Annotated in this window: 21 protein-coding genes; 16 read left to right on the top strand and 5 right to left on the bottom strand. The window is 50.8% G+C overall.

The features are described from left to right. Positions 1-81: 81 nt before the first annotated feature. From bssS to pyrC, 3 genes are all read right to left on the bottom strand, one after another. Entirely contained in the window at positions 82-336 is a 255-nt protein-coding gene (gene bssS / locus D6C13_RS21230) for a biofilm formation regulator BssS (RefSeq protein ID WP_013576258.1), read from the bottom strand. A 346-nt stretch (positions 337-682) separates the two neighbouring features. Next, a complete protein-coding gene (gene dinI, locus D6C13_RS21235) occupies positions 683-937 on the bottom strand; it encodes a DNA damage-inducible protein I (protein WP_120134634.1) in 255 nt (84 codons plus the stop codon). An 81-nt stretch (positions 938-1,018) separates the two neighbouring features. Continuing rightward, positions 1,019-2,068: a dihydroorotase gene (gene pyrC, locus D6C13_RS21240; protein ID WP_120134635.1), complete on the bottom strand. Its 1,050-nt coding sequence runs from the start codon at positions 2,066-2,068 to the stop codon at positions 1,019-1,021. Between the two features lie 223 nt (positions 2,069-2,291). On the opposite strand from pyrC, the gene D6C13_RS21245 reads away from it, so the two are divergent. Further along, the gene (locus D6C13_RS21245) at positions 2,292-2,579 is read left to right on the top strand and encodes a putative quinol monooxygenase (RefSeq protein ID WP_120134636.1); all 288 of its coding nucleotides are present in this window, start codon (positions 2,292-2,294) and stop codon (positions 2,577-2,579) included. 83 nt (positions 2,580-2,662) lie between these two features. Here the strand turns inward: D6C13_RS21245 and rne are convergent, their stop codons facing one another. Next, the gene (gene rne, locus D6C13_RS21250) at positions 2,663-5,977 is read right to left on the bottom strand and encodes a ribonuclease E (RefSeq protein ID WP_120134637.1); all 3,315 of its coding nucleotides are present in this window, start codon (positions 5,975-5,977) and stop codon (positions 2,663-2,665) included. A gap of 600 nt (positions 5,978-6,577) precedes the next feature. On the opposite strand from rne, the gene rluC reads away from it, so the two are divergent. Further along, positions 6,578-7,540, top strand: a complete 963-nt coding sequence (gene rluC, locus D6C13_RS21260; RefSeq protein ID WP_120134638.1) for a 23S rRNA pseudouridine(955/2504/2580) synthase RluC — start codon at positions 6,578-6,580, stop codon at positions 7,538-7,540. A 60-nt stretch (positions 7,541-7,600) separates the two neighbouring features. Here the strand turns inward: rluC and D6C13_RS21265 are convergent, their stop codons facing one another. Next, positions 7,601-8,188, bottom strand: coding sequence for a Maf family protein (locus D6C13_RS21265; RefSeq protein ID WP_208642927.1), 588 nt, complete (start codon positions 8,186-8,188; stop codon positions 7,601-7,603). 148 nt (positions 8,189-8,336) lie between these two features. Between D6C13_RS21265 and yceD the strand changes: the two genes are divergently transcribed. The 14 genes from yceD (at position 8,337) to ptsG (ending at position 20,834) form a co-directional block, all read left to right on the top strand. Then, on the top strand, positions 8,337-8,861 hold the full coding sequence (gene yceD / locus D6C13_RS21270; RefSeq protein WP_120134640.1) for a 23S rRNA accumulation protein YceD: 525 nt from the start codon (positions 8,337-8,339) through the stop codon (positions 8,859-8,861). 12 nt (positions 8,862-8,873) lie between these two features. Continuing rightward, complete coding sequence (rpmF, locus tag D6C13_RS21275) at positions 8,874-9,041, top strand: 50S ribosomal protein L32 (RefSeq protein WP_013576249.1); 168 nt, start codon at positions 8,874-8,876, stop codon at positions 9,039-9,041. A gap of 48 nt (positions 9,042-9,089) precedes the next feature. Then, positions 9,090-10,124, top strand: coding sequence for a phosphate acyltransferase PlsX (gene plsX, locus D6C13_RS21280; protein ID WP_120134641.1), 1,035 nt, complete (start codon positions 9,090-9,092; stop codon positions 10,122-10,124). A gap of 6 nt (positions 10,125-10,130) precedes the next feature. Then, positions 10,131-11,084 (top strand): beta-ketoacyl-ACP synthase III, encoded by a 954-nt coding sequence (locus D6C13_RS21285; protein WP_120134642.1) that lies wholly within the window; start codon positions 10,131-10,133, stop codon positions 11,082-11,084. Positions 11,085-11,102: 18 nt separating this feature from the next. Continuing rightward, the gene (fabD, locus tag D6C13_RS21290) at positions 11,103-12,032 is read left to right on the top strand and encodes an ACP S-malonyltransferase (RefSeq protein ID WP_120134643.1); all 930 of its coding nucleotides are present in this window, start codon (positions 11,103-11,105) and stop codon (positions 12,030-12,032) included. Between the two features lie 13 nt (positions 12,033-12,045). After that, complete coding sequence (gene fabG / locus D6C13_RS21295) at positions 12,046-12,780, top strand: 3-oxoacyl-ACP reductase FabG (protein ID WP_120134644.1); 735 nt, start codon at positions 12,046-12,048, stop codon at positions 12,778-12,780. Positions 12,781-12,933: 153 nt separating this feature from the next. Further along, positions 12,934-13,170, top strand: coding sequence for an acyl carrier protein (acpP, locus tag D6C13_RS21300; RefSeq protein WP_015690190.1), 237 nt, complete (start codon positions 12,934-12,936; stop codon positions 13,168-13,170). 101 nt (positions 13,171-13,271) lie between these two features. Beyond that, positions 13,272-14,513, top strand: coding sequence for a beta-ketoacyl-ACP synthase II (fabF, locus tag D6C13_RS21305; protein WP_120134645.1), 1,242 nt, complete (start codon positions 13,272-13,274; stop codon positions 14,511-14,513). A gap of 234 nt (positions 14,514-14,747) precedes the next feature. Next, complete coding sequence (pabC, locus tag D6C13_RS21310) at positions 14,748-15,545, top strand: aminodeoxychorismate lyase (protein ID WP_120134646.1); 798 nt, start codon at positions 14,748-14,750, stop codon at positions 15,543-15,545. A gap of 15 nt (positions 15,546-15,560) precedes the next feature. Beyond that, positions 15,561-16,586, top strand: a complete 1,026-nt coding sequence (mltG, locus tag D6C13_RS21315; protein ID WP_120134647.1) for an endolytic transglycosylase MltG — start codon at positions 15,561-15,563, stop codon at positions 16,584-16,586. Further along, complete coding sequence (tmk, locus tag D6C13_RS21320; RefSeq protein WP_120134648.1) at positions 16,576-17,223, top strand: dTMP kinase; 648 nt, start codon at positions 16,576-16,578, stop codon at positions 17,221-17,223. Before mltG ends, tmk begins: the two co-directional genes overlap by 11 nt. Continuing rightward, complete coding sequence (gene holB / locus D6C13_RS21325; protein ID WP_120134649.1) at positions 17,220-18,239, top strand: DNA polymerase III subunit delta'; 1,020 nt, start codon at positions 17,220-17,222, stop codon at positions 18,237-18,239. The genes tmk and holB overlap by 4 nt, the downstream gene beginning before the upstream one ends. A 29-nt stretch (positions 18,240-18,268) precedes the next feature. After that, positions 18,269-19,063: a metal-dependent hydrolase gene (locus D6C13_RS21330; protein ID WP_120134650.1), complete on the top strand. Its 795-nt coding sequence runs from the start codon at positions 18,269-18,271 to the stop codon at positions 19,061-19,063. Between the two features lie 337 nt (positions 19,064-19,400). Beyond that, positions 19,401-20,834, top strand: a complete 1,434-nt coding sequence (gene ptsG / locus D6C13_RS21335) for a PTS glucose transporter subunit IIBC (RefSeq protein ID WP_120134651.1) — start codon at positions 19,401-19,403, stop codon at positions 20,832-20,834. Positions 20,835-20,951: the final 117 nt, after the last annotated feature.

The raw sequence follows: 20,951 nt of genomic DNA on the forward strand, positions 1-20,951 counted from the left end.
GGCAGTGATGGCAAGCAGGGCAGGGGCAAAGAAAAAGGCACCAGGATGAAATCGCTGGTGCCTCAGGCTGGCAGATAAAAATCAATGTTTTCGGTGATCACTGTATTCGTACTCGTTAGATTCTATCTTTTCAATGCCGGCTTCGAGAATGTTAATCAGTTGCCGGGCAACGTCGGTAGTTAACCACAAGGTTCTGTCTACCTGAGCATCCTCGGGTGTCTGGTCTTTTGAAGACAGGTAATGAAGACGTATCATCATGGCGTCATAAGAGTCGACGGTACTGATATCCCAACCAACAAGCGGGTGTGTCTGAATAACTTCATCATTTCTGTCCATATAGACCCCTTATATTGTAGTGACTAACGTGAGTGACTATCTGAGGATCAATGCGGCTCATTATCAGGTGAGCTATTTCAGTATAAACAGCTAAATCGATTTAGGGTGAGATTTGAGGGTATTTAATTGTAAATAATTTGTGCCGATTAATTATTCAGCAGAATAGTTCGAAGATTAACCAAAATTATTTTTTCAGTGATGTGTGATTTATGCATCTTTAGGGAATAAAAAACCGGACTGCGACGCCCGGTGAAATACAGAAATTGCCTTGCGGCGTGGTTTTAATAAACCTGATTATTATAAATAGAGTAAAGAAAATGAATAGGTTTGCTGAAATTTCATAGCGTTACTCATCGTTCTGATTTGAAAACCAGTCATCAGCACTTTCCCAGGTTTCCTGCAAAATTTCTTCAATGAGATCGCGGTCAGTTTTGGCTCCGCCCAATACGGACAGGCTATTCGCTCCGGCATAACGGACCTGAATTTTATTTTCGCGGTCGGAAAACTGTTTGTTAATTCTTTTACTCAATTCACCGGATAACGCGTCCAGCGCGCCAACAGGCAGAGGCTTGGTTTTATCGATTGTGACTTCAACACGCATAGGACCTCCTGAATAGATTTGACTGTATATTTATACAGTCAAATCATGATCAGCGCAAGTCACTGTAGTGAGAAATCGTAATCAGAACGAGGTCACTTTCCAGTTCAGGGTTTGTCCGGCAAGGAATGGGACAACAGATTCATCACCCAAAGCAATCTCTTCGGGCTGAGTCACTGGGGTACGCGTCAGCTCGATGAAATCTTCATTAAGTGGCAAACCATAGAAACGCGGACCATTAATGGAGCAGAACGCTTCAAAATGCCGGAGGGCATTCATTTCTTCGAAGACTGTCGCATAAGCAGACAGCGCCAGTGGCGCATTAAAGCAACCCGCACAGCCACAGCTTGATTCCTTACGGCCTTTGGTGTGTGGCGCGGAATCCGTGCCGAGGAAGAAACGGTCAGCGCCACTGGCGATAACTTCGCGCAATGCTTCCTGATGAACGTTACGTTTAAGGATTGGCAGACAGAACAGGTGAGGGCGAACTCCGCCCACCAGCATGTGGTTGCGGTTAAACATCAGATGCTGTGGCGTTATGGTAGCGCCCAGGTACTGATTACCGGAAAGAACATACTGCGCCGCTTCTTTGGTGGTGATGTGCTCGAAGACTATTTTCAATTCAGGGAACTGACGACGCACCGGATCCATCACTTCATCAATGAAGCGGGCTTCGCGATCGAAAATATCAACATGGCTGTGCGTCACTTCGCCGTGGATAAGCAAAGGCATACCGATTTTCTGCATGCGCTCGAGCACCGGGTAAATCGTTTTGACATCCGATACCCCGTGCTGGGAATTTGTGGTCGCGTTGGCCGGATACAGTTTTGCAGCGGTGAAAACGCCTTGCTCAAACCCGTGGGCAATTTCTTGCGGATCCAGAGTGTCGGTCAGATAACAGGTCATGAGGGGCGTGAATTTATGCCCGGCAGGCAGCGCGGCCATGATACGTTCGCGATATGCGATTGCGGCGGCAACCGTCGTCACAGGAGGCGTCAGATTTGGCATGACAATCGCGCGGCCAAAGACTTCACTGGTGAAAGGTAACACCGTACTGAGCATTTCATCATCACGAAGGTGAATATGCCAGTCATCTGGGCGGCGGATTTTCAAAACTTGCGGTGTTGCGGTCATCAGGCAAAACTCCGGCATTGAGAGACAAGACATTGGGATCAGGTGCGGTAATGGGAGCATTAACGGCGGGGAACAAGGATAAGCGTAAAACCGATGTGTTGCATCTGTTAAATAAAGTTCGTATTGAAATCAATGTATCGAAAGGGTCATAGTAGTCACAGATTTTAGTCACCGTGCTTCATGGCGTGAGCCTGAAGCAGGACAAAATAACGGGAGAGCCATTATGGAAATCAGAGTTGTTGCCACAATTGTCGCGAAAAGAGAATTCAGGGCGAAAGTGACAGAAGCATTGCTTGACGTAATTGAACCAAGCCGCCAGGAAGTAGGGTGTCTGCAATATGAGCTGCACCAGGATCTGGATACCGACGGTACTTTTGTTTTCTATGAGCGTTGGGGATCAGAAGATGCGTTAAACCAACATAATAAAACCGAGCATTTCCAGCATTTCGCTAAAAGCCTGGAAGGGAAGCTTGAGGAACTGACGATCCGCCGTCTGAAAAGTCTGGCCTGATTTTCGTCAGTCAGATTCGTCACTTATAAAAAAACCCGCCGAGGCGGGTTTTTCATTATTGAGACACTGTCGGCACAGCGGAATTACTCTGCTGGCATCTCCGGCTTAGTTGCAGGGGCCGTTGCAGTGGTTACTGCAGCATGGCCACCGGCGGAACCTTTACCGTCGAAATTGAACTCAGGGCGAACCCAGTCACTGTGTGGCGCTGGCTCAGACACATAGCTTGGCGCTGGTGCTTTCGTCATCGGCGCTGTCGCGAAATGCTTGAAGCGAGGTGCAACAATCGCGGCTTCAGTTACTGCCGGAGCTTGAGCAACTGGCGCGGTTTCCACAGCAGTTTTCACTTGTGCAACCGGTTCTGCAACTGGTGCAGGTGCCTGAAGTTCAGGTTCAGCCAGCACGGCTGTTGGCTCAACAACCGCTGGCTCGTGTGCTACTGGCGCCACTTCGACAACAGATGTTTCTTCAACAGGTTCAGCTGTTGCAGGTTCAACCGATACAGGTTCGTCAGCAACAGGCTGTGCTACATCAACTGGCGCTTCTTGCTGCACAGCTTCAACAACAGTTTCCGTTTCAGCAGCAGGCTGAGGTGCAACTTCTGCAGTTTCAGAAATGAACGGCGTATTAGCCTGTGCAATCTCGACCTGCTGTGTCAGCACTTCAGGTGCTTCTGCTTCAGGAGTCTGCTGCTCATGGGACTGATATTCAGATGGCTGATACTCAGAAGACTGGGCCACCGGATAGGTGATCCAAACTTTACCTGACGCCATTTCCGGAGAAACGAACGCACCGGCCATTGGCATTGGTGACTGAGTCGGGTAACGCTCATCGCGGTAACGACGACGACGCTGACCGCTGACACGCAGGTGACGCGGCGAACGACGTGAACGACGCGGCATACCGTTTTCACGGGCATTGTCATTCTGGTAGTCTTCGCTTTCCGCAGCGTTGGCGGGTTCGGCATCAAAAGATTCTTGCGCAACGACTGCTGGCGCTGTTGCTGCCGGACGAGTGCCGGTGATCAGCATCTGAGCCGCAGCTTCTTCTTCATGATCCACTTCTTCAGATTCGAAGCGAATTTTCTGATTCAGCTGGCGACGCTGACGGCGCTGTGCTGGCTGACGATCTTCCTGCTCAGTTTCATCAGCAACTACCGGAGCAACTACTTGCTCAACGACAACGGCATCCTGAATTTTCTCTTCAGTTTGCGGTTTACGTTTGTCTTCAGAACGGCGACGGGAACGTTCACGACGAGGTTGTTGCTGCTGTTCTTCGCGAGCGGCAGTTTCAACTTCTTCGTTACGCGTTTCAGTAACAACCGGTTCCTGATTACGACGTCCACGACGTTGATCGTCACGTTGCTCGCGATTATTTTCACGGTTATCACGACCTTCGCCACGATTATCACGATTATTTTCACGACCTTCGCCACGATTACCGCGGTCATTACGTTCACCACGTTCACCACGTTCACCACGTTCACCACGTTCACCACGTTCACCACGTTCGCCGTTACGGTCACGGCGTCCGCCCTGACGACGCTGGTTGCGGCGTTCGTTGTTACGACGGTTTTCAGTTTCAGTTGTTTCGGCAGTCTCTTTCGGCGCTTCAACAGGTTTAACTTCCTGTTCTGGCTCCGAAGCGAACAAGCTCTTCAGACCGCTCAGCAGACGGCTGACAAAACCAGACTTCTCAGCAACAGGAGCTGTTGGAGCATTCACTGTGGCGGTGCGGGTTGTGACAGGTTCTTCCGTTGTAGTGGGCTGTTCGAAGCTCGATGGTGGCGCTTCGCTTTGCAGCGCAAAAGCAGCCAGAGCCGGTTGCTCAGGACGACGACGCTCAGCCGGCAACTCTTCAGAAGGTTGCAGCATTTCTGCTTCGTGGATCTGTGGCAGCAGGTAGCTCAGTGCAGAGATTTCTTCACCTTTACGAACGCGCAGAACGTGGTAATGCGGAGTTTGCATTTGATCGTTAGGCACGATCACCGCTCGCACACCACCCTGACGTTTTTCGATAGCATTAACCGATTCACGTTTTTCGTTCAGCAGGTAAGAAGCGATCGGCACCGGAACGATGGCATGCACTTCTTTGGTGTTTTCTTTCAGCGCTTCTTCTTCAATCAGACGCAGAATCGACAGTGACAGAGATTCGTTGTCACGGACGGTACCGGTACCTGCGCAACGTGGGCAGATATGGTGCGTAGATTCACCCAGTGACGGGCTCAGGCGCTGACGGGACATTTCCAGTAAACCGAAACGGGAAATGCGACCAATCTGGATACGGGCGCGGTCTTGACGAACGGCGTCACGCAGACGGTTTTCCACTTCGCGCTGGTGGCGAACTGGCGTCATATCGATGAAGTCGATAACGATCAGGCCACCGAGGTCACGCAGGCGTAACTGGCGGGCAATTTCGTCTGCCGCTTCAAGGTTAGTATTGAAGGCTGTCTCTTCGATATCGCCGCCGCGTGTTGCACGTGCGGAGTTGATGTCGATAGCGGTCAGCGCTTCGGTGCTGTCGATAACAATAGAGCCACCGGAAGGCAGACGCACTTCACGCTGGAAAGCGGATTCGATTTGCGATTCGATCTGGTAGTGACTGAACAGCGGAATTTCACCAACGTACGGTTTAATTTTGCTGCTGAAATCAGGACGGCCCAGAGCGGCGATATGCTCTTTTGCCAGGTCGAGGATTTTCGGGTTATCGATAAGGATTTCGCCGATATCCGGACGCAGATAGTCACGGAACGCACGAACGATAACGTTACTTTCCTGGTGGATCAGGAACGGAGCAGGGCGGCCTTCAGCCGCTTTCTTGATAGCATCCCAATGTTTGAGACGGAAAGTCAGGTCCCATTGCAGGGCTTCTGCGGATTTGCCGACACCGGCAGTACGCACAATCAGACCCATGCCATCAGGCAATTGCAGAGAAGACAGTGCTTCTTTCAGTTCAGTACGGTCATCACCTTCAATCCGGCGGGAAATACCCCCAGCGCGTGGATTGTTAGGCATCAGAACCAGATAACTACCGGCCAGACTGATAAACGTCGTCAGTGCTGCGCCTTTATTTCCACGTTCTTCTTTATCAACCTGAACGATAACTTCCTGACCTTCGCGCAACACATCTTTGATGTTTGGGCGGCCGTGGGAAGAATAGTTGCTAGGGAAATATTCACGGGAAATTTCTTTCAGAGGGAGGAAACCATGTCTTTCTGCGCCGTAATCTACGAATGCCGCTTCCAGACTTGGTTCAATGCGGGTGATTTTACCTTTGTAAATGTTCGCTTTTTTCTGCTCATGGCCCGGACTTTCAATATCCAAATCATACAGCCGCTGTCCATCTACAAGGGCAACGCGCAACTCTTCTTGCTGAGTCGCGTTAATCAACATTCTTTTCATCGTAACTTACTCATTATTATTCCATTATTGACAGAACTGCGGGCAAAATGACCTCATGACCGGATAAACCGTTGGCCCCGAGTCTTCTCGCAAATCGTCAACCTCACGGCTGTCGCTTGCATAGGGGCGCATTATTTCGGTAAGTCTGCTTTTGCTGTATTAAAGGCACCAGCGTTATGAAAGCAGCACTTTTATTAGGGGAATAGCTTCTGAATTTAGGTTAACAGATCTCATTCCGTATGCCGGCCAAGCTGCAACCCGCAGCCCGCTAATTGCTTGATTTCACATTACGTCTTACGCCATTGCTGCGTTTTTGTGCGATCAGGCAAATCTATAATTCCTGCGTTTTCCCTAACTTAAGAGAAACAACGCCGAAAGTAGTTTCATTATTCCATTGCAGGCACTCTGATAGCAAGGTGACTTTTCCCATGCGGGTAAGATATTTACCTCAATGAGAGATGTGCCGCATTGTCTGAACATTCGCTTTCTGTAAAAACAGGGGGTGTAGAAGGGTTTTCCTCGGCAGTTACTGGTAAAGTAAGAGTTAAGCACATAAAAATCAGTGGCGCGAACCGTGCCGGATATTTAGAATCGCGAGCCATGAAAACTGAGAATCCAACTGTACAATTAATCCCCATCTCCGAAGACGAAGCCGGTCAGCGCATCGACAACTTCTTACTTAAAATCCTGAAGGGCGTGCCGAAGAGCATGATCTACCGCATCGTGCGTAAAGGAGAGGTGCGGGTTAACAAGAAAAGAATTAAGCCTGAATACAAATTAATTGCCGGTGATGAAGTGCGCGTGCCGCCTGTCCGCGTGGCGGAACGTGATGAAGCGCCGGTTTCTGCGAAGCTTGATAAAGTCGCGGCTTTAGCCGATTGCATCTTATATGAAGACGATCATCTGCTGATCCTGAACAAACCGTCCGGTACTGCCGTGCATGGTGGCAGCGGGCTGAGCTTTGGGGTGATTGAAGGGATGCGAGCTTTGCGTCCGGAGGCTCGCTTCCTGGAGCTGGTTCACCGTCTGGACCGCGATACTTCCGGCGTTTTGCTGATCGCCAAGAAGCGTTCCGCCCTGCGATCCCTGCATGAGCAACTGCGTGTTAAAAGTATGCAGAAGGATTATCTTGCGTTGGTGCGCGGCGAATGGCCTTCACATTGCAAAGTGGTACAGGCTCCGTTGCTGAAAAATATTCTGCAAAGCGGTGAGCGTGTTGTCAGGGTGAATGCGGAAGGTAAACCTTCCGAAACACGCTTCAAAATTGAAGAGCGCTACGAGTTTGCGACGCTGGTTAAAGCCAGCCCGGTGACGGGCAGAACGCACCAAATCCGTGTGCATGCGCTGCACGCAGGTCATCCGATTGCCTTTGATGATCGTTATGGTGAGCGTGATTTCGATGCAAAACTGTCAGGAACAGGTCTGAACCGTCTTTTCCTGCATGCGGCTGCGCTGCGTTTTGAACATCCGGCTACCGGTGAAACCATGCGCATTGAGGCTCCTATGGATGCGAAACTGCGTCACTGCCTGAAAATCCTGCGCGGTAAAACCACAGCCCGTTAAGCGAGCTGAAGCTAAAAAGGCGCACAGGCTGCGCCTTTTTAATTTTTTTGAATCAACGCTCTAAATCAGCGGGTTAATACCCTGTTCGCGCAGAAAGGCGAGCAGGGCGATCAACGGCAGGCCAATCAGCGTGTTCGGGTCGCGCCCCGTCAGACTGTCGAAAAGCGTGATCCCCAGTCCTTCGCATTTAAAGCTGCCCGCGCAGTCATAGGGTTCTTCACGATGCAAATATCCGGTAATTTCTTCAGCGGTTAATGGCCGGAAAGTGACGTCAAACGTTTCGCATAACGTCTGCGCTGTTTGCGTCTCCCCGTTATACAAGCTCAGGCCGGTATAAAACGTGACCGTTTTGCCGCTGGCCGCCTGGAGTTGTCTGAACGCATTATCGAAAGTGTGTGGCTTTCCGGTGATATTCCCATCAATCACGCAGACCTGATCGGAGCCAATAATCAGGTGTCCGGGATAGGCGGATGCGAGCGCAGTGGCTTTAGATTGCGCCAGTCGTTTCACCAGCTCTGCCGGGCTTTCACCGGGGACTGGGGTCTCGTCGATATTGGGTGCCGCGCAGGTAAACGTCAGGCCGGTTTTCTCCAGCAACGCTTTCCGGTACACCGAGGTCGAGGCTAAAAGTATATCTGGTGAAGGCATAATCATAATTTTTTTTCACAAAGCGTAGCGTTATTGAATCGCACATTTTAAACTGTTGGCCGCTGCGGAAGCGAATATTGGTGAAAGGTGCGGTTTTGAGGCCTTTTTCTTTGACTCTCTGTCGTTACAAAGTTAATATGCGCGCCCTATGCAAAAAGTAAAATTACCCCTGACCCTTGATGCGGTCCGCACTGCCCAGAAGCGTTTAGACTATACAGGTGTCTATACTGCAGATCAGGTTACGCGTGTTGCCCAATCAGTGGTCAGTGTGGATTCTGATATACAAACCTCTTTGTCGTTTGATATCGACAATCAGCGTCTGGCTGTGATTACCGGCCACTCCGATGTTGCTGTAACTCTGGAATGCCAGAGATGCGGTAAGACGTTTGAACATCAGGTCCACATAACATATTGTTTTAGCCCTGTCCAAAATGATGAACAGGCTGAGGCATTACCGGAAGCGTACGAGCCTGTCGAAGTCGATGTTTTTGGCGAAGTCGATTTGCTGGCAATGATTGAAGACGAAATTATTCTTTCACTGCCTGTCGTTCCGGTACATGAATCTGAACACTGTGAAGTGTCCGAAGCGGACATGGTATTTGGCAAACTGCCTGAAGAGGCGGAGAAACCTAATCCATTTGCCGTATTAGCGAGTTTAAAGAAAAGTACTTAAGGAGTAAGGTCCATGGCCGTACAACAGAATAAACCAACCCGTTCTAAACGTGGCATGCGTCGTTCACATGACGCTCTGACCACTTCCACTCTGTCTGTGGACAAGACTTCTGGTGAAACTCACCTGCGTCACCACATCACTGCCGACGGTTTCTACCGCGGTCGCAAGGTAATCGGCTGATAATTGCCTGCAACTTATTCACGTGATAAGTGCTGGCAAGGCGATACCTTGACTCGTCTAACCATCGCGTTAGATGTAATGGGCGGAGATTTCGGTCCTTCCGTCACAGTGCCTGCTTCATTGCAGGCACTGATCTCTAATTCTGAATTAGACCTTCTTCTGGTCGGTGATCCCGACGCAATCACACCTTTCTTAGCCAAAGCCGATCCTTCTTTAACAGAACGAATTCGGATAATTCCTGCTGAATCAGTTATAGCCAACGACATGCGCGCGTCGCAAGCTATACGTGCCAGTAAAGGAAGCTCAATGCGTGTGGCGTTGGAACTGATCAAAACTGGGGATGCACAGGCGTGCGTCAGTGCCGGGAACACCGGTGCTCTGATGGGATTAGCCAAAATGGTTGTAAAACCTCTGGATGGCATTGAGCGCCCGGCGCTGATGAGCGTATTGCCCAATCAGCAGCGCAGTAAAACCGTGGTACTTGATCTGGGGGCGAACGTTGAGTGTGACAGCACAATGCTGGTCCAGTTTGCCGTGATGGGCGCAGTAATGGCGGAGCATGTGGTGGGAATTAGCAACCCTCGCGTCGCCTTACTCAATATCGGCGAAGAAGAAAGCAAAGGGCTGGCTAATATCCGCGATGCTGCAGCTATTTTAAAAAAGACCGCATTAATCAACTATATCGGCTATCTTGAAGGCAATGACCTTCTGACCGGTAAGACAGATGTGATGGTGTGTGACGGCTTCGTTGGCAATGTTACGCTCAAGACCATGGAAGGCGTTATAAGGATGTTTTTGTCACTGTTAAAATCCTCCGGTGAGGGTGGCAAGAAGGCCTGGTGGCTGAAATGGTTAGGCCGGATAGTACAGAAGAAATTGCTAAAGCGTTTTAGCCATCTCAACCCCGACCAGTATAATGGCGCATGTTTGTTAGGATTACGGGGCATCGTTATTAAAAGCCACGGCGGAGCAAACCAGCGTGCGTTTGCTGTTGCTATCGAACAGGCTGTGCAGGCGGTGCAGCGGCAGGTCCCTCAGCGGATTGCCGCGCGCCTTGAAGCTGTATTACCCAAGAGTGACTGATCGTACATGTATACAAAGATTCTCGGTACGGGGAGCTATTTGCCCGTGCAAGTTCGGACTAATGCCGACTTAGAAAAAATGGTGGATACCTCCGACGAGTGGATTGTCACCCGCACAGGTATTCGTGAACGTCGTATCGCTGCACCGGATGAGACTGTGGCCACAATGGGCCTGCACGCAGCAGAAAAAGCACTCGAAATGGCCGGTGTCAGCGCAAGCGACGTGGGTTTGATCATTGTTGCAACAACCTCATCTTCACATGCATTCCCGAGTTCAGCCTGCCAGGTGCAGAATATGCTGGGCATCAAGGATTCCGCAGCGTTCGATCTGGCCGCGGCTTGTGCTGGTTTTACCTATGCACTGAGCGTTGCCGATCAGTACATCAAAAACGGCGCAGTGAAATATGCGCTGGTGATCGGCTCTGATGTGTTGTCACGCAAACTTGATCCTGAAGATCGTGGCACCGTTATTCTCTTTGGTGATGGCGCGGGCGCAGTCTTGCTGGGCGCATCCGAAGAGCAGGGCATCATTTCTACGCATATGCATGCCGATGGTCATTACGGCAACCTGCTGACGCTGGCATACCCAAGCCAGTCAGAGCCGGAAAAGCCTGTTTATGTCACCATGGCCGGGAATGAAGTCTTCAAAGTTGCTGTGACTGAACTGGCACACATTGTTGATGAAACCCTGACCGCGAATAATCTTGACCGTTCTGCACTCGACTGGCTGGTTCCGCATCAGGCGAACCTGCGCATTATCAGTGCGACAGCGAAAAAGCTAGGGATGGGAATGGATAAAGTCGTGGTTACGCTCGATCGTCATGGCAATACCTCTGCGGCTTCTGTGCCAGCAGCATTTGACGAAGCAGTGCGCGACGGCAGAATTCAGCGCGGGCAATTAGTGTTGCTCGAAGCATTTGGCGGTGGCTTTACCTGGGGCTCGGCGCTGGTACGTTTCTGATTTAACAGGAAGATAAAAATGACAAAAATTGCAGTTGTTTTCCCTGGTCAGGGTTCTCAAACGCTCGGTATGCTGGCTGATTTAGCGGCGGCACACCCTGTGGTTGAAGAAACATTTGCCGAAGCTTCTTCGGCGCTGGGGTATGATTTGTGGCAGTTGGTGCAACAGGGGCCTGCTGAAGAACTGAATAAAACCTGGCAGACGCAGCCTGCGTTGCTGGCCGCTTCAGTCGCTATCTGGCGTGTATGGCAGCAACAGAACGGTACTCAGCCTGTTCTGATGGCAGGCCACAGCCTGGGCGAATACTCTGCGCTTGTTTGTGCAGGTGTGCTGGATTTCAAACAGGCGATTTCCCTGGTTGAACTGCGCGGTAAACTGATGCAGGAAGCGGTTCCGGCGGGTACTGGCGCGATGTACGCTATTATCGGTCTGGATAACGATGCGATTGCTAAAGCCTGTGAAGAATCTGCACAGGGTCAGGTTGTTTCTCCGGTTAACTTTAACTCGCCAGGTCAGGTTGTGATCGCGGGTAACAAAGAAGCGGTAGAACGTGCCGGTGCGGCCTGTAAAGAAGCGGGTGCAAAACGCGCTCTGCCTCTGCCCGTCAGTGTGCCATCGCATTGTGCGCTGATGAAGCCTGCTGCGGATAAACTGGCCGTTGCGTTGGAAAATATTACGTTCAGCGCACCTCAGTATTCTGTGGTGAACAACGTTGATGTGAAAATTGAAACGTCCCCTGAAGCCATCCGCAGTGCGCTGGTACGCCAGTTGTACAGCCCGGTGCGCTGGACTGAGTCTGTCGAATTTATCGCAGCACAGGGCGTTGAGCAGCTTTTAGAAGTGGGGCCGGGTAAAGTGCTGACCGGTCTGACTAAACGTATTGTTGATACCCTGACAGCGGCCGCTGTGAATGACACGGCAAGCCTGGCAGCGGCGTTAGAGCAGTAATAAGAGGATGAGTATGACCTTCGAAGGCAAAATTGCACTTGTTACTGGTGCCAGTCGTGGTATTGGCCGCGCTATTGCAGAGAAACTGGTAGCCGGCGGCGCGAAAGTGATTGGTACAGCGACCAGCGAGAAAGGTGCTGAAGCGATCAGCGAATATTTAGGCGAGAATGGCAAAGGTATTATGCTCAATGTGGTTGATTCTGCATCTATTGAGCAAGTATTGGCGACTATTCGAGCTGAATTTGGCGAAATTGATATTTTAGTTAATAATGCCGGCATTACCCGTGATAACCTTCTCATGCGTATGAAGGATGATGAGTGGCAGGATATCCTGGATACTAATCTGACTTCAGTGTTTCGGCTGTCAAAAGCTGTCATGCGGGCTATGATGAAGAAACGGTGTGGACGGATTATTACAATTGGTTCCGTTGTTGGCACCATGGGTAACGCAGGGCAGGCGAACTACGCGGCGGCTAAAGCTGGCTTGATTGGTTTTAGTAAGTCTTTGGCACGTGAAGTCGCTTCACGTGGCATTACTGTCAACGTCGTCGCTCCCGGCTTTATTGAGACGGATATGACAAGGGCGTTGACAGATGATCAACGCGCAGGCATTTTGTCATCAGTTCCAGCCAACCGGTTGGGCGATGCCAAAGAAATTGCCAGCGCCGTTGCTTTTTTAGCCTCTGACGAGGCCAGCTACATCACGGGTGAAACATTACATGTCAATGGCGGCATGTATATGATTTAAAAATTACGAAATTATTTGCGTTTTTTGCGGTGAAAACCGCAAAATAGAGCAAATTCGTGGTTTGAACAGCCTGGATTTAGTTGCATCTTTTTCAACATTTTATACACTACGAAAACCATCGCGAAAGCGAGTTTTGATAGGAAATTTAAGAGTATGAGCACTATCGAAGAACGCGTTAAGAAAATCATCGTTGAACAGCTGGGTGTTAAACAGGAAGAAGTAGTGAATGCTGCCTCTTTCGTAGACGACCTTGGCGCTGATTCTCTCGACACCGTTGAGCTGGTTATGGCTCTGGAAGAAGAGTTTGATACCGAGATCCCTGACGAAGAAGCTGAAAAAATCACTACTGTTCAGGCAGCAATTGATTTTATCAACGCTAGCCAACAGTAAGCGTACATGCTTTAAGTTTAGATAGTTAGGCGGTCATTTGACCGCCTAAGTTTTTTATATCCCACGGTATTACTACTTTTTTCCCTCCCTGGAGGACACACGTGTCTAAGCGTCGAGTTGTAGTGACTGGACTGGGCATGCTGTCTCCTGTCGGCAATACTGTAGAGTCCACTTGGAACGCTCTCCTTGCCGGTCAGAGTGGCATCAGCCTAATCGACCATTTTGATACTAGTGCCTACGCAACGCGTTTTGCTGGCTTAGTAAAAGATTTTAACTGTGAAGACTTCATCCCGCGCAAAGATTCCCGCAAGATGGATGCCTTTATTCAGTATGGTATTACTGCCGGTATTCAGGCGATGCAAGACTCCGGGCTTGAAGTGACTGCTGAGAACGCGACACGCATTGGTGCGGCGATCGGTTCTGGCATCGGCGGACTTGGTCTGATTGAAGAAAACCATACCTCATTGGTTAACGGCGGACCTCGCAAAATTAGTCCTTTCTTCGTTCCATCAACCATCGTCAACATGATTGCAGGTCATCTGAGTATTATGTTCGGGTTGCGTGGGCCGAGTATTTCTATTGCCACGGCCTGTACTTCTGGTGTGCATAATATTGGTCACGCAGCGCGTATCATCGCCTATAACGATGCTGACGTGATGTTGGCTGGCGGCGCAGAAAAAGCCAGCACTCCGCTGGGTGTCGGTGGTTTCGGTGCAGCACGCGCGTTATCCACGCGCAATGACAATCCGCAGGCGGCAAGCCGTCCGTGGGACAAAGAACGTGATGGTTTCGTACTGGGTGACGGTGCCGGAATTATGGTTCTGGAAGAGTACGAACATGCCCGTAAACGCGGTGCAAAAATTTATGCAGAAATTGTCGGCTTTGGGATGAGCAGCGATGCCTTTCATATGACATCTCCACCGGAAGATGGTGCAGGTGCCGCGCTGGCGATGGAAAATGCGCTGCGTGACGCAGGCATTTCTGCCTCGAAAATCGGTTACATCAATGCGCACGGTACTTCGACAGCTGCGGGTGACAGAGCCGAAGCGCAAGCCGTTAAATCGGTATTTGGTGCTGATGCGCATAAAGTGCTGGTCAGCTCAACCAAATCAATGACCGGGCATCTGCTTGGCGCGGCGGGTGCGGTAGAGTCTATCTTCACATTACTGGCACTGCGTGATCAGGCCGTTCCTCCGACTCTGAATCTGGACAATCCGGATGAAGGTTGTGATCTGGACTTTGTGCCACACGAAGCACGTCAGGTGAAAGACATGCAATATTCACTGTGCAACTCTTTCGGATTCGGCGGAACCAACGGTTCCCTGGTTTTCCGTAAGATGTAACTGTGCCAGTGGAGTATTGAGAAAGGCCCGTTAATCGGGCCTTTTTGCTGTCTGAATAAAAGCGGCCGGGCTGCGGGATGAACGGAATCAAACGGTAGCTCAACGATAAGAGTCTTCCCGCCATTTCGGGCCGCCGGTACGATAAAGTAAGAATGCTCCACTTGCCGCCAGAAACCTGCTCGCGCAGTCTCTGCTGTCGGAGAACCATAACCCTGAAGTCAGGAGGCAGTAACCATGTGGATTAACGGTGTGGCAGCGACAACATTACCTGCGGCAGACCGGTCTGTGCAATTTGGTGACGGTTGCTTCACAACGGCCAGGGTATTACGCGGTGAAATCCAATTCCTTTCAGAACACATTGCGCGGATGCAACGGGCGGTGTCTGTTTTGCATATTGATGGCGTGGACTGGGCGGCGTTTGAGCGTGAAATGGTATTGGCCGCCGGACAACAGGAAGAGGCGGTCGTTAAAGCTGTCGTTACGCGCGGGCAGGGCGGACGGGGCTACAGTTCAGCAGGTTGTTCTGAACCGACCCGGATTGTTTCTGTGTCTGCATATCCCGTGCATTATCACGCGTGGCGACAACAGGGTGTGAAACTCGCCCTGAGTCCGGTGACGTTGAGTAAGAATCCACTACTGGCTGGCATAAAACATCTTAACCGTCTTGAGCAGGTCATGATCCGCCTGCATCTTGACCAGACGGACGCCCAAGAGGCGCTGGTGGTTGACACCTCAGGCTGCCTGGTGGAATGCTGTGCGGCTAATTTATTCTGGCGTAAGGGGAATCAGGTATTTACACCCGATTTATCGCAGTCGGGTGTGGATGGGGTGATGCGCCAGCACATTATCCGGCTTATTGAAAATGCGTCACCATGGACGTTGCATATTGTCAGTCAACCCGCTGATGCCTTGTCGGATGCCGATGAGGTGCTGATTTGTAATGCGCTGATGCCTGTTTTACCCGTCGCACAGGTTGACGACGGGCACTATTCATCCCGAGATTTGTACGATTTCCTGTTCCAGAGCTGTTAAAAAAGTGAATAAACAATGACAAACAAAAAGACCAAAATCTTCGCCCTGATTGTCCTGATCCTTGCAGGGCTGGCGACGTTTGCCTACCAGAAAGTGAAACAGTTTGCGGACCGCCCGATCAATGTCAGCAGCGAAACAATCTTCACCCTGCCTGCCGGTACCGGTCGCGTGGTGCTGGAAACGCTGCTGATTGACAAGAAACTGATGAAGCCTAATCCGTGGTTCCCGTGGTTATTACGTTTAGAGCCTGAACTGAGTGAGTTCAAAGCCGGAACCTATCGTCTGGAAAAAGGCATGACCGTTCGCCAGATGCTGGAACTGCTAAAAAGCGGCAAAGAGGCGCAATTTAGCATTCGTTTTGTCGAGGGTTTTAAACTCAGCGACTGGATGAAATTGTCAGATAAATCAGAATATCTCAAACATGAACTCAGCGGTAAGAGCGGTGAGGAGATTGCCACCGCGTTAGGCATTACCGATACCAAAAACGCCGAAGGCTGGCTGTATCCCGATACTTATCATTACACTGCGGGTATGACGGATTTATCTTTGCTCAAACGCGCTCACGTGCGGATGGAAAAAACCGTCGCAGATATCTGGAAAGACCGTGCGGATTCACTGCCGTACAAAACGTCTGCGGAGATGGTCACTATGGCGTCGATTATCGAAAAAGAAACTGCCGTGAAAGATGAGCGCCCAGAAGTCGCATCAGTATTCGTTAACCGCCTGCGGATCGGTATGCGCCTGCAAACTGACCCGACCGTCATTTATGGTATGGGCGAAAAATACACGGGTAATATCACCAAGAAAGATTTAGAAACGCCGACCCCCTACAATACTTACGTGATTACCGGCCTGCCGCCGTCGCCTATCGCGATGCCGAGTGAAGCTTCGCTTCAGGCTGCGGCACATCCCGCAAAAACGCCGTATCTTTATTTTGTCGCTGACGGCAAAGGCGGGCATACTTTCAGCACTAACCTTGAGAACCACAACAAGGCGGTTCGTGTGTATATAGAGGCTCTTAAGAATAAGAATGAAAAGTAACTTCATTGTCATTGAAGGCCTCGAAGGGGCGGGAAAAACGACTGCTCATAACGTGGTGGTTGATGCATTGCGCCAGCACGGTGTGGAAGAAATTGTGTTTACGCGTGAGCCGGGGGGAACGCCGCTGGCGGAGAAATTGCGCGATTTATTTAAGCGCGGCGTGGATGGCGAAAAACCGACGGTCAAAGCCGAAGTGCTGATGCTTTATGCCGCACGCGTACAGCTGGTTGAGACGGTAATTTTACCCGCGCTGGCCCGTGGTGCCTGGGTGGTTGGCGACCGGCATGATCTCTCCTCGCAAGCCTATCAGGGCGGCGGGCGCGGGATTGATGCCAATCTGATGACTTCTTTGCGTGATACCGTGCTCGGTGATTTCCGACCGGATCTGACTCTGTATCTGGATTTACCTCCGGCCATCGGTCTGCAACGCGCCCGTGCGCGCGGTGAACTGGATCGCATTGAGCAGGAAGCGCTGCCTTTCTTTGAACGCACGCGTGCCCGTTATCTGGAACTTGCCGCCGCTGACAGCCGTATCAAAACCATCGATGCCTCTCAGACCATTGAACAGGTTAAGGCATCGATCGAGCAGACACTGAAACACTGGTTTGACGAGCAGGCAACCCGGGAGCATTCATGAGCTGGTATCCGTGGCTCAGCGGCCCTTACCGCCAGCTGACAGCGCAATATCTGACAGGTCGCGGTCATCATGCGGTGCTGATGCATGCCGCCGCGGGCATCGGAGACGAGGCGCTGGTGTATGGTCTGAGCCGCTGGCTGTTGTGTCAGCACAAGGACGGTGAAAAAAGCTGTGGTACCTGCCACAGTTGCCAGCTGATGATTGCTGGAAACCATCCTGACTGGCATATCCTGCAACCTGAAAAGGGCAAAAACTCGCTGGGTATTGATCCGGTGCGTCAGCTTATCGAGACACTTTACAATTATTCCCAACAGGGCGGTTCCAAAGTGGTCTGGATCCCTCATACGGAATTGCTGACGGAAGCGGCAGCAAATGCCTTGCTGAAAACGCTGGAAGAACCACCCGCTGGCACCTATTTCCTGCTGGGATGCCGTGAACCTTCGGCGTTACTTGCGACGATCCGCAGCCGTTGTTTTTACTGGCATCTGCCGGTACCGGAAGAAGCGTTGGCAGTGCAGTGGATTAACCGTCAGCTCAGCGCGGATCCTGTATCGATTAAAACCGCCTTGCACCTGACTAACGGCGCTCCGTTGTCCGCGATTGCACTGTTGCAGCCGGAACGCTGGAAGCAGCGTGTGACGCTGTGCCAGCAGCTGTATGCGCAATGTCAGCAACAGGATATGCTTTCCCTGTTGCCGCAGCTTAATCATGATGACGCGCCGGAACGCCTGTACTGGCTGGCGACGTTACTGCTCGATGCTATTAAATGGCAGCAACAGGCCGGACAGTTCATCATCAACCACGATCAGCAGCCGTTAATTGCGCTGCTTGCCGGTGCGCAGTCGGGTGTGTCTTTACAACAATCGGTGAGTGCCTGGATGCATTGCCGCCATCAGCTGCTTTCTATCGTTGGCGTTAACCGTGAGTTACTGCTGACCGAGCAACTTCTTGAGTGGGAACAGATGCTTCGCGGCACCGTTTCTGCGTCGATTTTTAGTTCCGCGCTTTCGCGCTGAATTCAATATTTTGTCATGAGTTAATTACTATGTTTTTAGTCGATTCCCACTGTCATCTCGACAGCCTTGATTACGATGAGCTGCACACCGGCGTTGATCACGTGCTGGAAAAAGCCCGTGAGCGTGACGTGAAATTTATGCTGGCCGTGGCGACCACCTTGCCGGGTTATCGTGCGATGACGCACCTGATTGGCGACCGTCCTGATGTCGCGTTTTCCTGCGGTGTGCATCCGCTCAATATCGACGATGGCTATGATTTCGCAGAACTTCGTGAGCTTGCCGCCAGCCCGAAGGTGGTGGCGATGGGTGAAACCGGACTGGATTATTTTTATCAGAAAGAAGCCCATCAGCTGAAACTGCAACAGGATTCATTTCGTGAACACATCCGCATCGGGCGTGAGCTGAATAAACCGGTGATCGTCCATACCCGTGATGCCCGTCAGGATACGCTGGATATTCTTAAAGAAGAAAATGCAGGGGAGTGCGGCGGAGTTCTGCATTGTTTCACCGAAGATCTGCCGACGGCAAAATTCCTGCTGGATATGGGTTTTTATATTTCTTTCTCCGGCATTGTGACTTTCCGTAACGCACAGGAACTGCGCGAAGTGGCTCGTTACATTCCAATGGATCGTCTGTTGGTAGAAACTGACTCGCCCTATCTTGCGCCAGTACCGCATCGTGGAAAAGAGAATCAGCCTGCCTATGTACGGGACGTTGCAGAATACTTGGCCGTTCTGAAGGGCGTCAGCCTTGAGCAACTTGCACAGGCGACGACAGCTAACTTTTCACAATTATTTCACGTCGACACTTCCTCTCTGATCTAGCCTTAGGCTTAGTCATATACGTCTGATTTATTTTACGCCTCGTAATTAATCACCAGAATGAGGTATTGTGGCCCCGTTTTTTACGGGGTCACGGGCGTTATTTTCGGATTTAATGTTGTAAATAGTGGGTTTTTTAAACGCTCTCACTGCTTTTTTCAGAAAAACGTGACTGCCATCAAACATTAACAAAGGGAATTATTTTACCCTGCGTAAAAATTAAAAGGGGTGCTCAGACACCCGACAGCAAAGGGCTGTACGACCTTTTGCAAAGCGGTTAGTTATCTGGCTAAACCGCATGAAGTATCAAAAGCATCATTACTCAGGAGCACACTCAATTATGTTTAAGAACGCGTTTGCAAACCTTCAAAAGGTCGGTAAATCGCTAATGCTGCCAGTATCCGTACTGCCAATCGCAGGTATTCTGCTTGGTGTCGGTTCTGCAAACTTTAGCTGGCTGCCAATGATCGTTTCCCATGTTATGGCCGAAGCCGGTGGTTCCGTCTTCGCTAACATGCCTCTGATCTTTGCTATCGGTGTGGCGTTAGGCTTCACCAACAATGACGGTGTTTCTGCACTGGCTTCCGTTGTGGCATACGGCATCATGGTGAAAACCATGGCAGTTGTTGCACCACTGGTTCTGCATTTACCTGCTGAAGAAATTGCAGCCAAGCACCTGGCGGATACCGGCGTACTGGGCGGTATTATCTCCGGTGCGATTGCGGCATACATGTTCAACCGTTTCTACCGCATCAAGTTGCCTGAATATCTGGGCTTCTTCGCCGGTAAACGTTTCGTGCCAATCATCTCTGGTCTGGCGGCGATTATCCTGGGTGTGGTTCTGTCCTTCATCTGGCCGCCAATCGGTACAGGTATCCAGACCTTCTCACAATGGGCTGCTTACCAGAACCCGGTGGTGGCATTCGGTATCTACGGCGTTGTAGAACGTGCGCTGGTTCCGTTTGGTCTGCACCATATCTGGAACGTTCCATTCCAGATGCAAATCGGTGAGTACGTGAACTCTGCAGGTCAGGTATTCCACGGCGATATCCCACGTTACATGGCGGGTGACCCGACTGCGGGTAAATTGTCCGGTGGCTTCCTGTTCAAAATGTACGGTCTGCCTGCTGCTGCAATCGCTATCTGGCACTCAGCGAAACCTGAGAACCGTGCAAAAGTCGGCGGCATCATGATTTCCGCTGCACTGACTGCGTTCCTGACCGGTATCACCGAGCCAATCGAATTCTCCTTCATGTTCGTTGCGCCGATCCTGTATGTGATCCACGCGCTTCTGGCAGGTCTGGCGTTCCCAATCTGTATCCTGTTGGGTATGCGTGACGGTACGAGCTTCTCGCACGGTCTGATTGATTTCATCGTACTGAGCGGTAACAGCAGCAAAATCTGGCTGTTCCCAATTATCGGTGCGTTGTACGCAGTGGTTTACTACAGCATCTTCCGTTTCCTGATTGTGAAACTGGATCTGAAAACCCCTGGACGTGAAGAAACGACCAGCGAAACCACGACTCAGGGCGGTTCAGAAATGTCTGCGTCCCTGGTTCAGGCTTTCGGCGGCAAAGAAAACATCACTAACCTTGATGCCTGTATTACTCGTCTGCGCGTCAGCGTAGCGGACGTCTCTAAAGTTGATCAGGCTGGCCTGAAAAAACTGGGTGCAGCAGGTGTGGTGGTTGCAGGTTCTGGTGTTCAGGCTATCTTCGGTACCAAGTCTGACAACCTGAAAACTGATATGGACGAGTACATGCGTAACCATTAATGGTGAGCAATGTTAAGTTCTGAGAAAGGAGGCTTCGGCCTAATGCTGGTCACTTAAGGTGACCAGCATTGTTTTTTAAAGGATATTTCGACCTTTTTTCTCTCACTTCCCTTGCAT

The sequence above is a fragment of the Rahnella woolbedingensis genome, from assembly GCF_003602095.1.
Classification (GTDB): domain Bacteria; phylum Pseudomonadota; class Gammaproteobacteria; order Enterobacterales; family Enterobacteriaceae; genus Rahnella; species Rahnella woolbedingensis.

What these genes read in the sequence shown, in the direction of transcription:
- bssS (WP_013576258.1), bottom strand. Translation starts at nt 336, where the DNA reads ATGGACAGAAATGATGAAGTTATTCAGACACACCCGCTTGTTGGTTGG.
- dinI (WP_120134634.1), bottom strand. Translation starts at nt 937, where the DNA reads ATGCGTGTTGAAGTCACAATCGATAAAACCAAGCCTCTGCCTGTTGGC.
- pyrC (WP_120134635.1), bottom strand. Translation starts at nt 2,068, where the DNA reads ATGACCGCAACACCGCAAGTTTTGAAAATCCGCCGCCCAGATGACTGG.
- D6C13_RS21245 (WP_120134636.1), top strand. Translation starts at nt 2,292, where the DNA reads ATGGAAATCAGAGTTGTTGCCACAATTGTCGCGAAAAGAGAATTCAGG.
- rne (WP_120134637.1), bottom strand. Translation starts at nt 5,977, where the DNA reads ATGAAAAGAATGTTGATTAACGCGACTCAGCAAGAAGAGTTGCGCGTT.
- rluC (WP_120134638.1), top strand. Translation starts at nt 6,578, where the DNA reads ATGAAAACTGAGAATCCAACTGTACAATTAATCCCCATCTCCGAAGAC.
- D6C13_RS21265 (WP_208642927.1), bottom strand. Translation starts at nt 8,188, where the DNA reads ATGCCTTCACCAGATATACTTTTAGCCTCGACCTCGGTGTACCGGAAA.
- yceD (WP_120134640.1), top strand. Translation starts at nt 8,337, where the DNA reads ATGCAAAAAGTAAAATTACCCCTGACCCTTGATGCGGTCCGCACTGCC.
- rpmF (WP_013576249.1), top strand. Translation starts at nt 8,874, where the DNA reads ATGGCCGTACAACAGAATAAACCAACCCGTTCTAAACGTGGCATGCGT.
- D6C13_RS21285 (WP_120134642.1), top strand. Translation starts at nt 10,131, where the DNA reads ATGTATACAAAGATTCTCGGTACGGGGAGCTATTTGCCCGTGCAAGTT.
- fabD (WP_120134643.1), top strand. Translation starts at nt 11,103, where the DNA reads ATGACAAAAATTGCAGTTGTTTTCCCTGGTCAGGGTTCTCAAACGCTC.
- fabG (WP_120134644.1), top strand. Translation starts at nt 12,046, where the DNA reads ATGACCTTCGAAGGCAAAATTGCACTTGTTACTGGTGCCAGTCGTGGT.
- acpP (WP_015690190.1), top strand. Translation starts at nt 12,934, where the DNA reads ATGAGCACTATCGAAGAACGCGTTAAGAAAATCATCGTTGAACAGCTG.
- pabC (WP_120134646.1), top strand. Translation starts at nt 14,748, where the DNA reads ATGTGGATTAACGGTGTGGCAGCGACAACATTACCTGCGGCAGACCGG.
- mltG (WP_120134647.1), top strand. Translation starts at nt 15,561, where the DNA reads ATGACAAACAAAAAGACCAAAATCTTCGCCCTGATTGTCCTGATCCTT.
- tmk (WP_120134648.1), top strand. Translation starts at nt 16,576, where the DNA reads ATGAAAAGTAACTTCATTGTCATTGAAGGCCTCGAAGGGGCGGGAAAA.
- holB (WP_120134649.1), top strand. Translation starts at nt 17,220, where the DNA reads ATGAGCTGGTATCCGTGGCTCAGCGGCCCTTACCGCCAGCTGACAGCG.
- D6C13_RS21330 (WP_120134650.1), top strand. Translation starts at nt 18,269, where the DNA reads ATGTTTTTAGTCGATTCCCACTGTCATCTCGACAGCCTTGATTACGAT.
- ptsG (WP_120134651.1), top strand. Translation starts at nt 19,401, where the DNA reads ATGTTTAAGAACGCGTTTGCAAACCTTCAAAAGGTCGGTAAATCGCTA.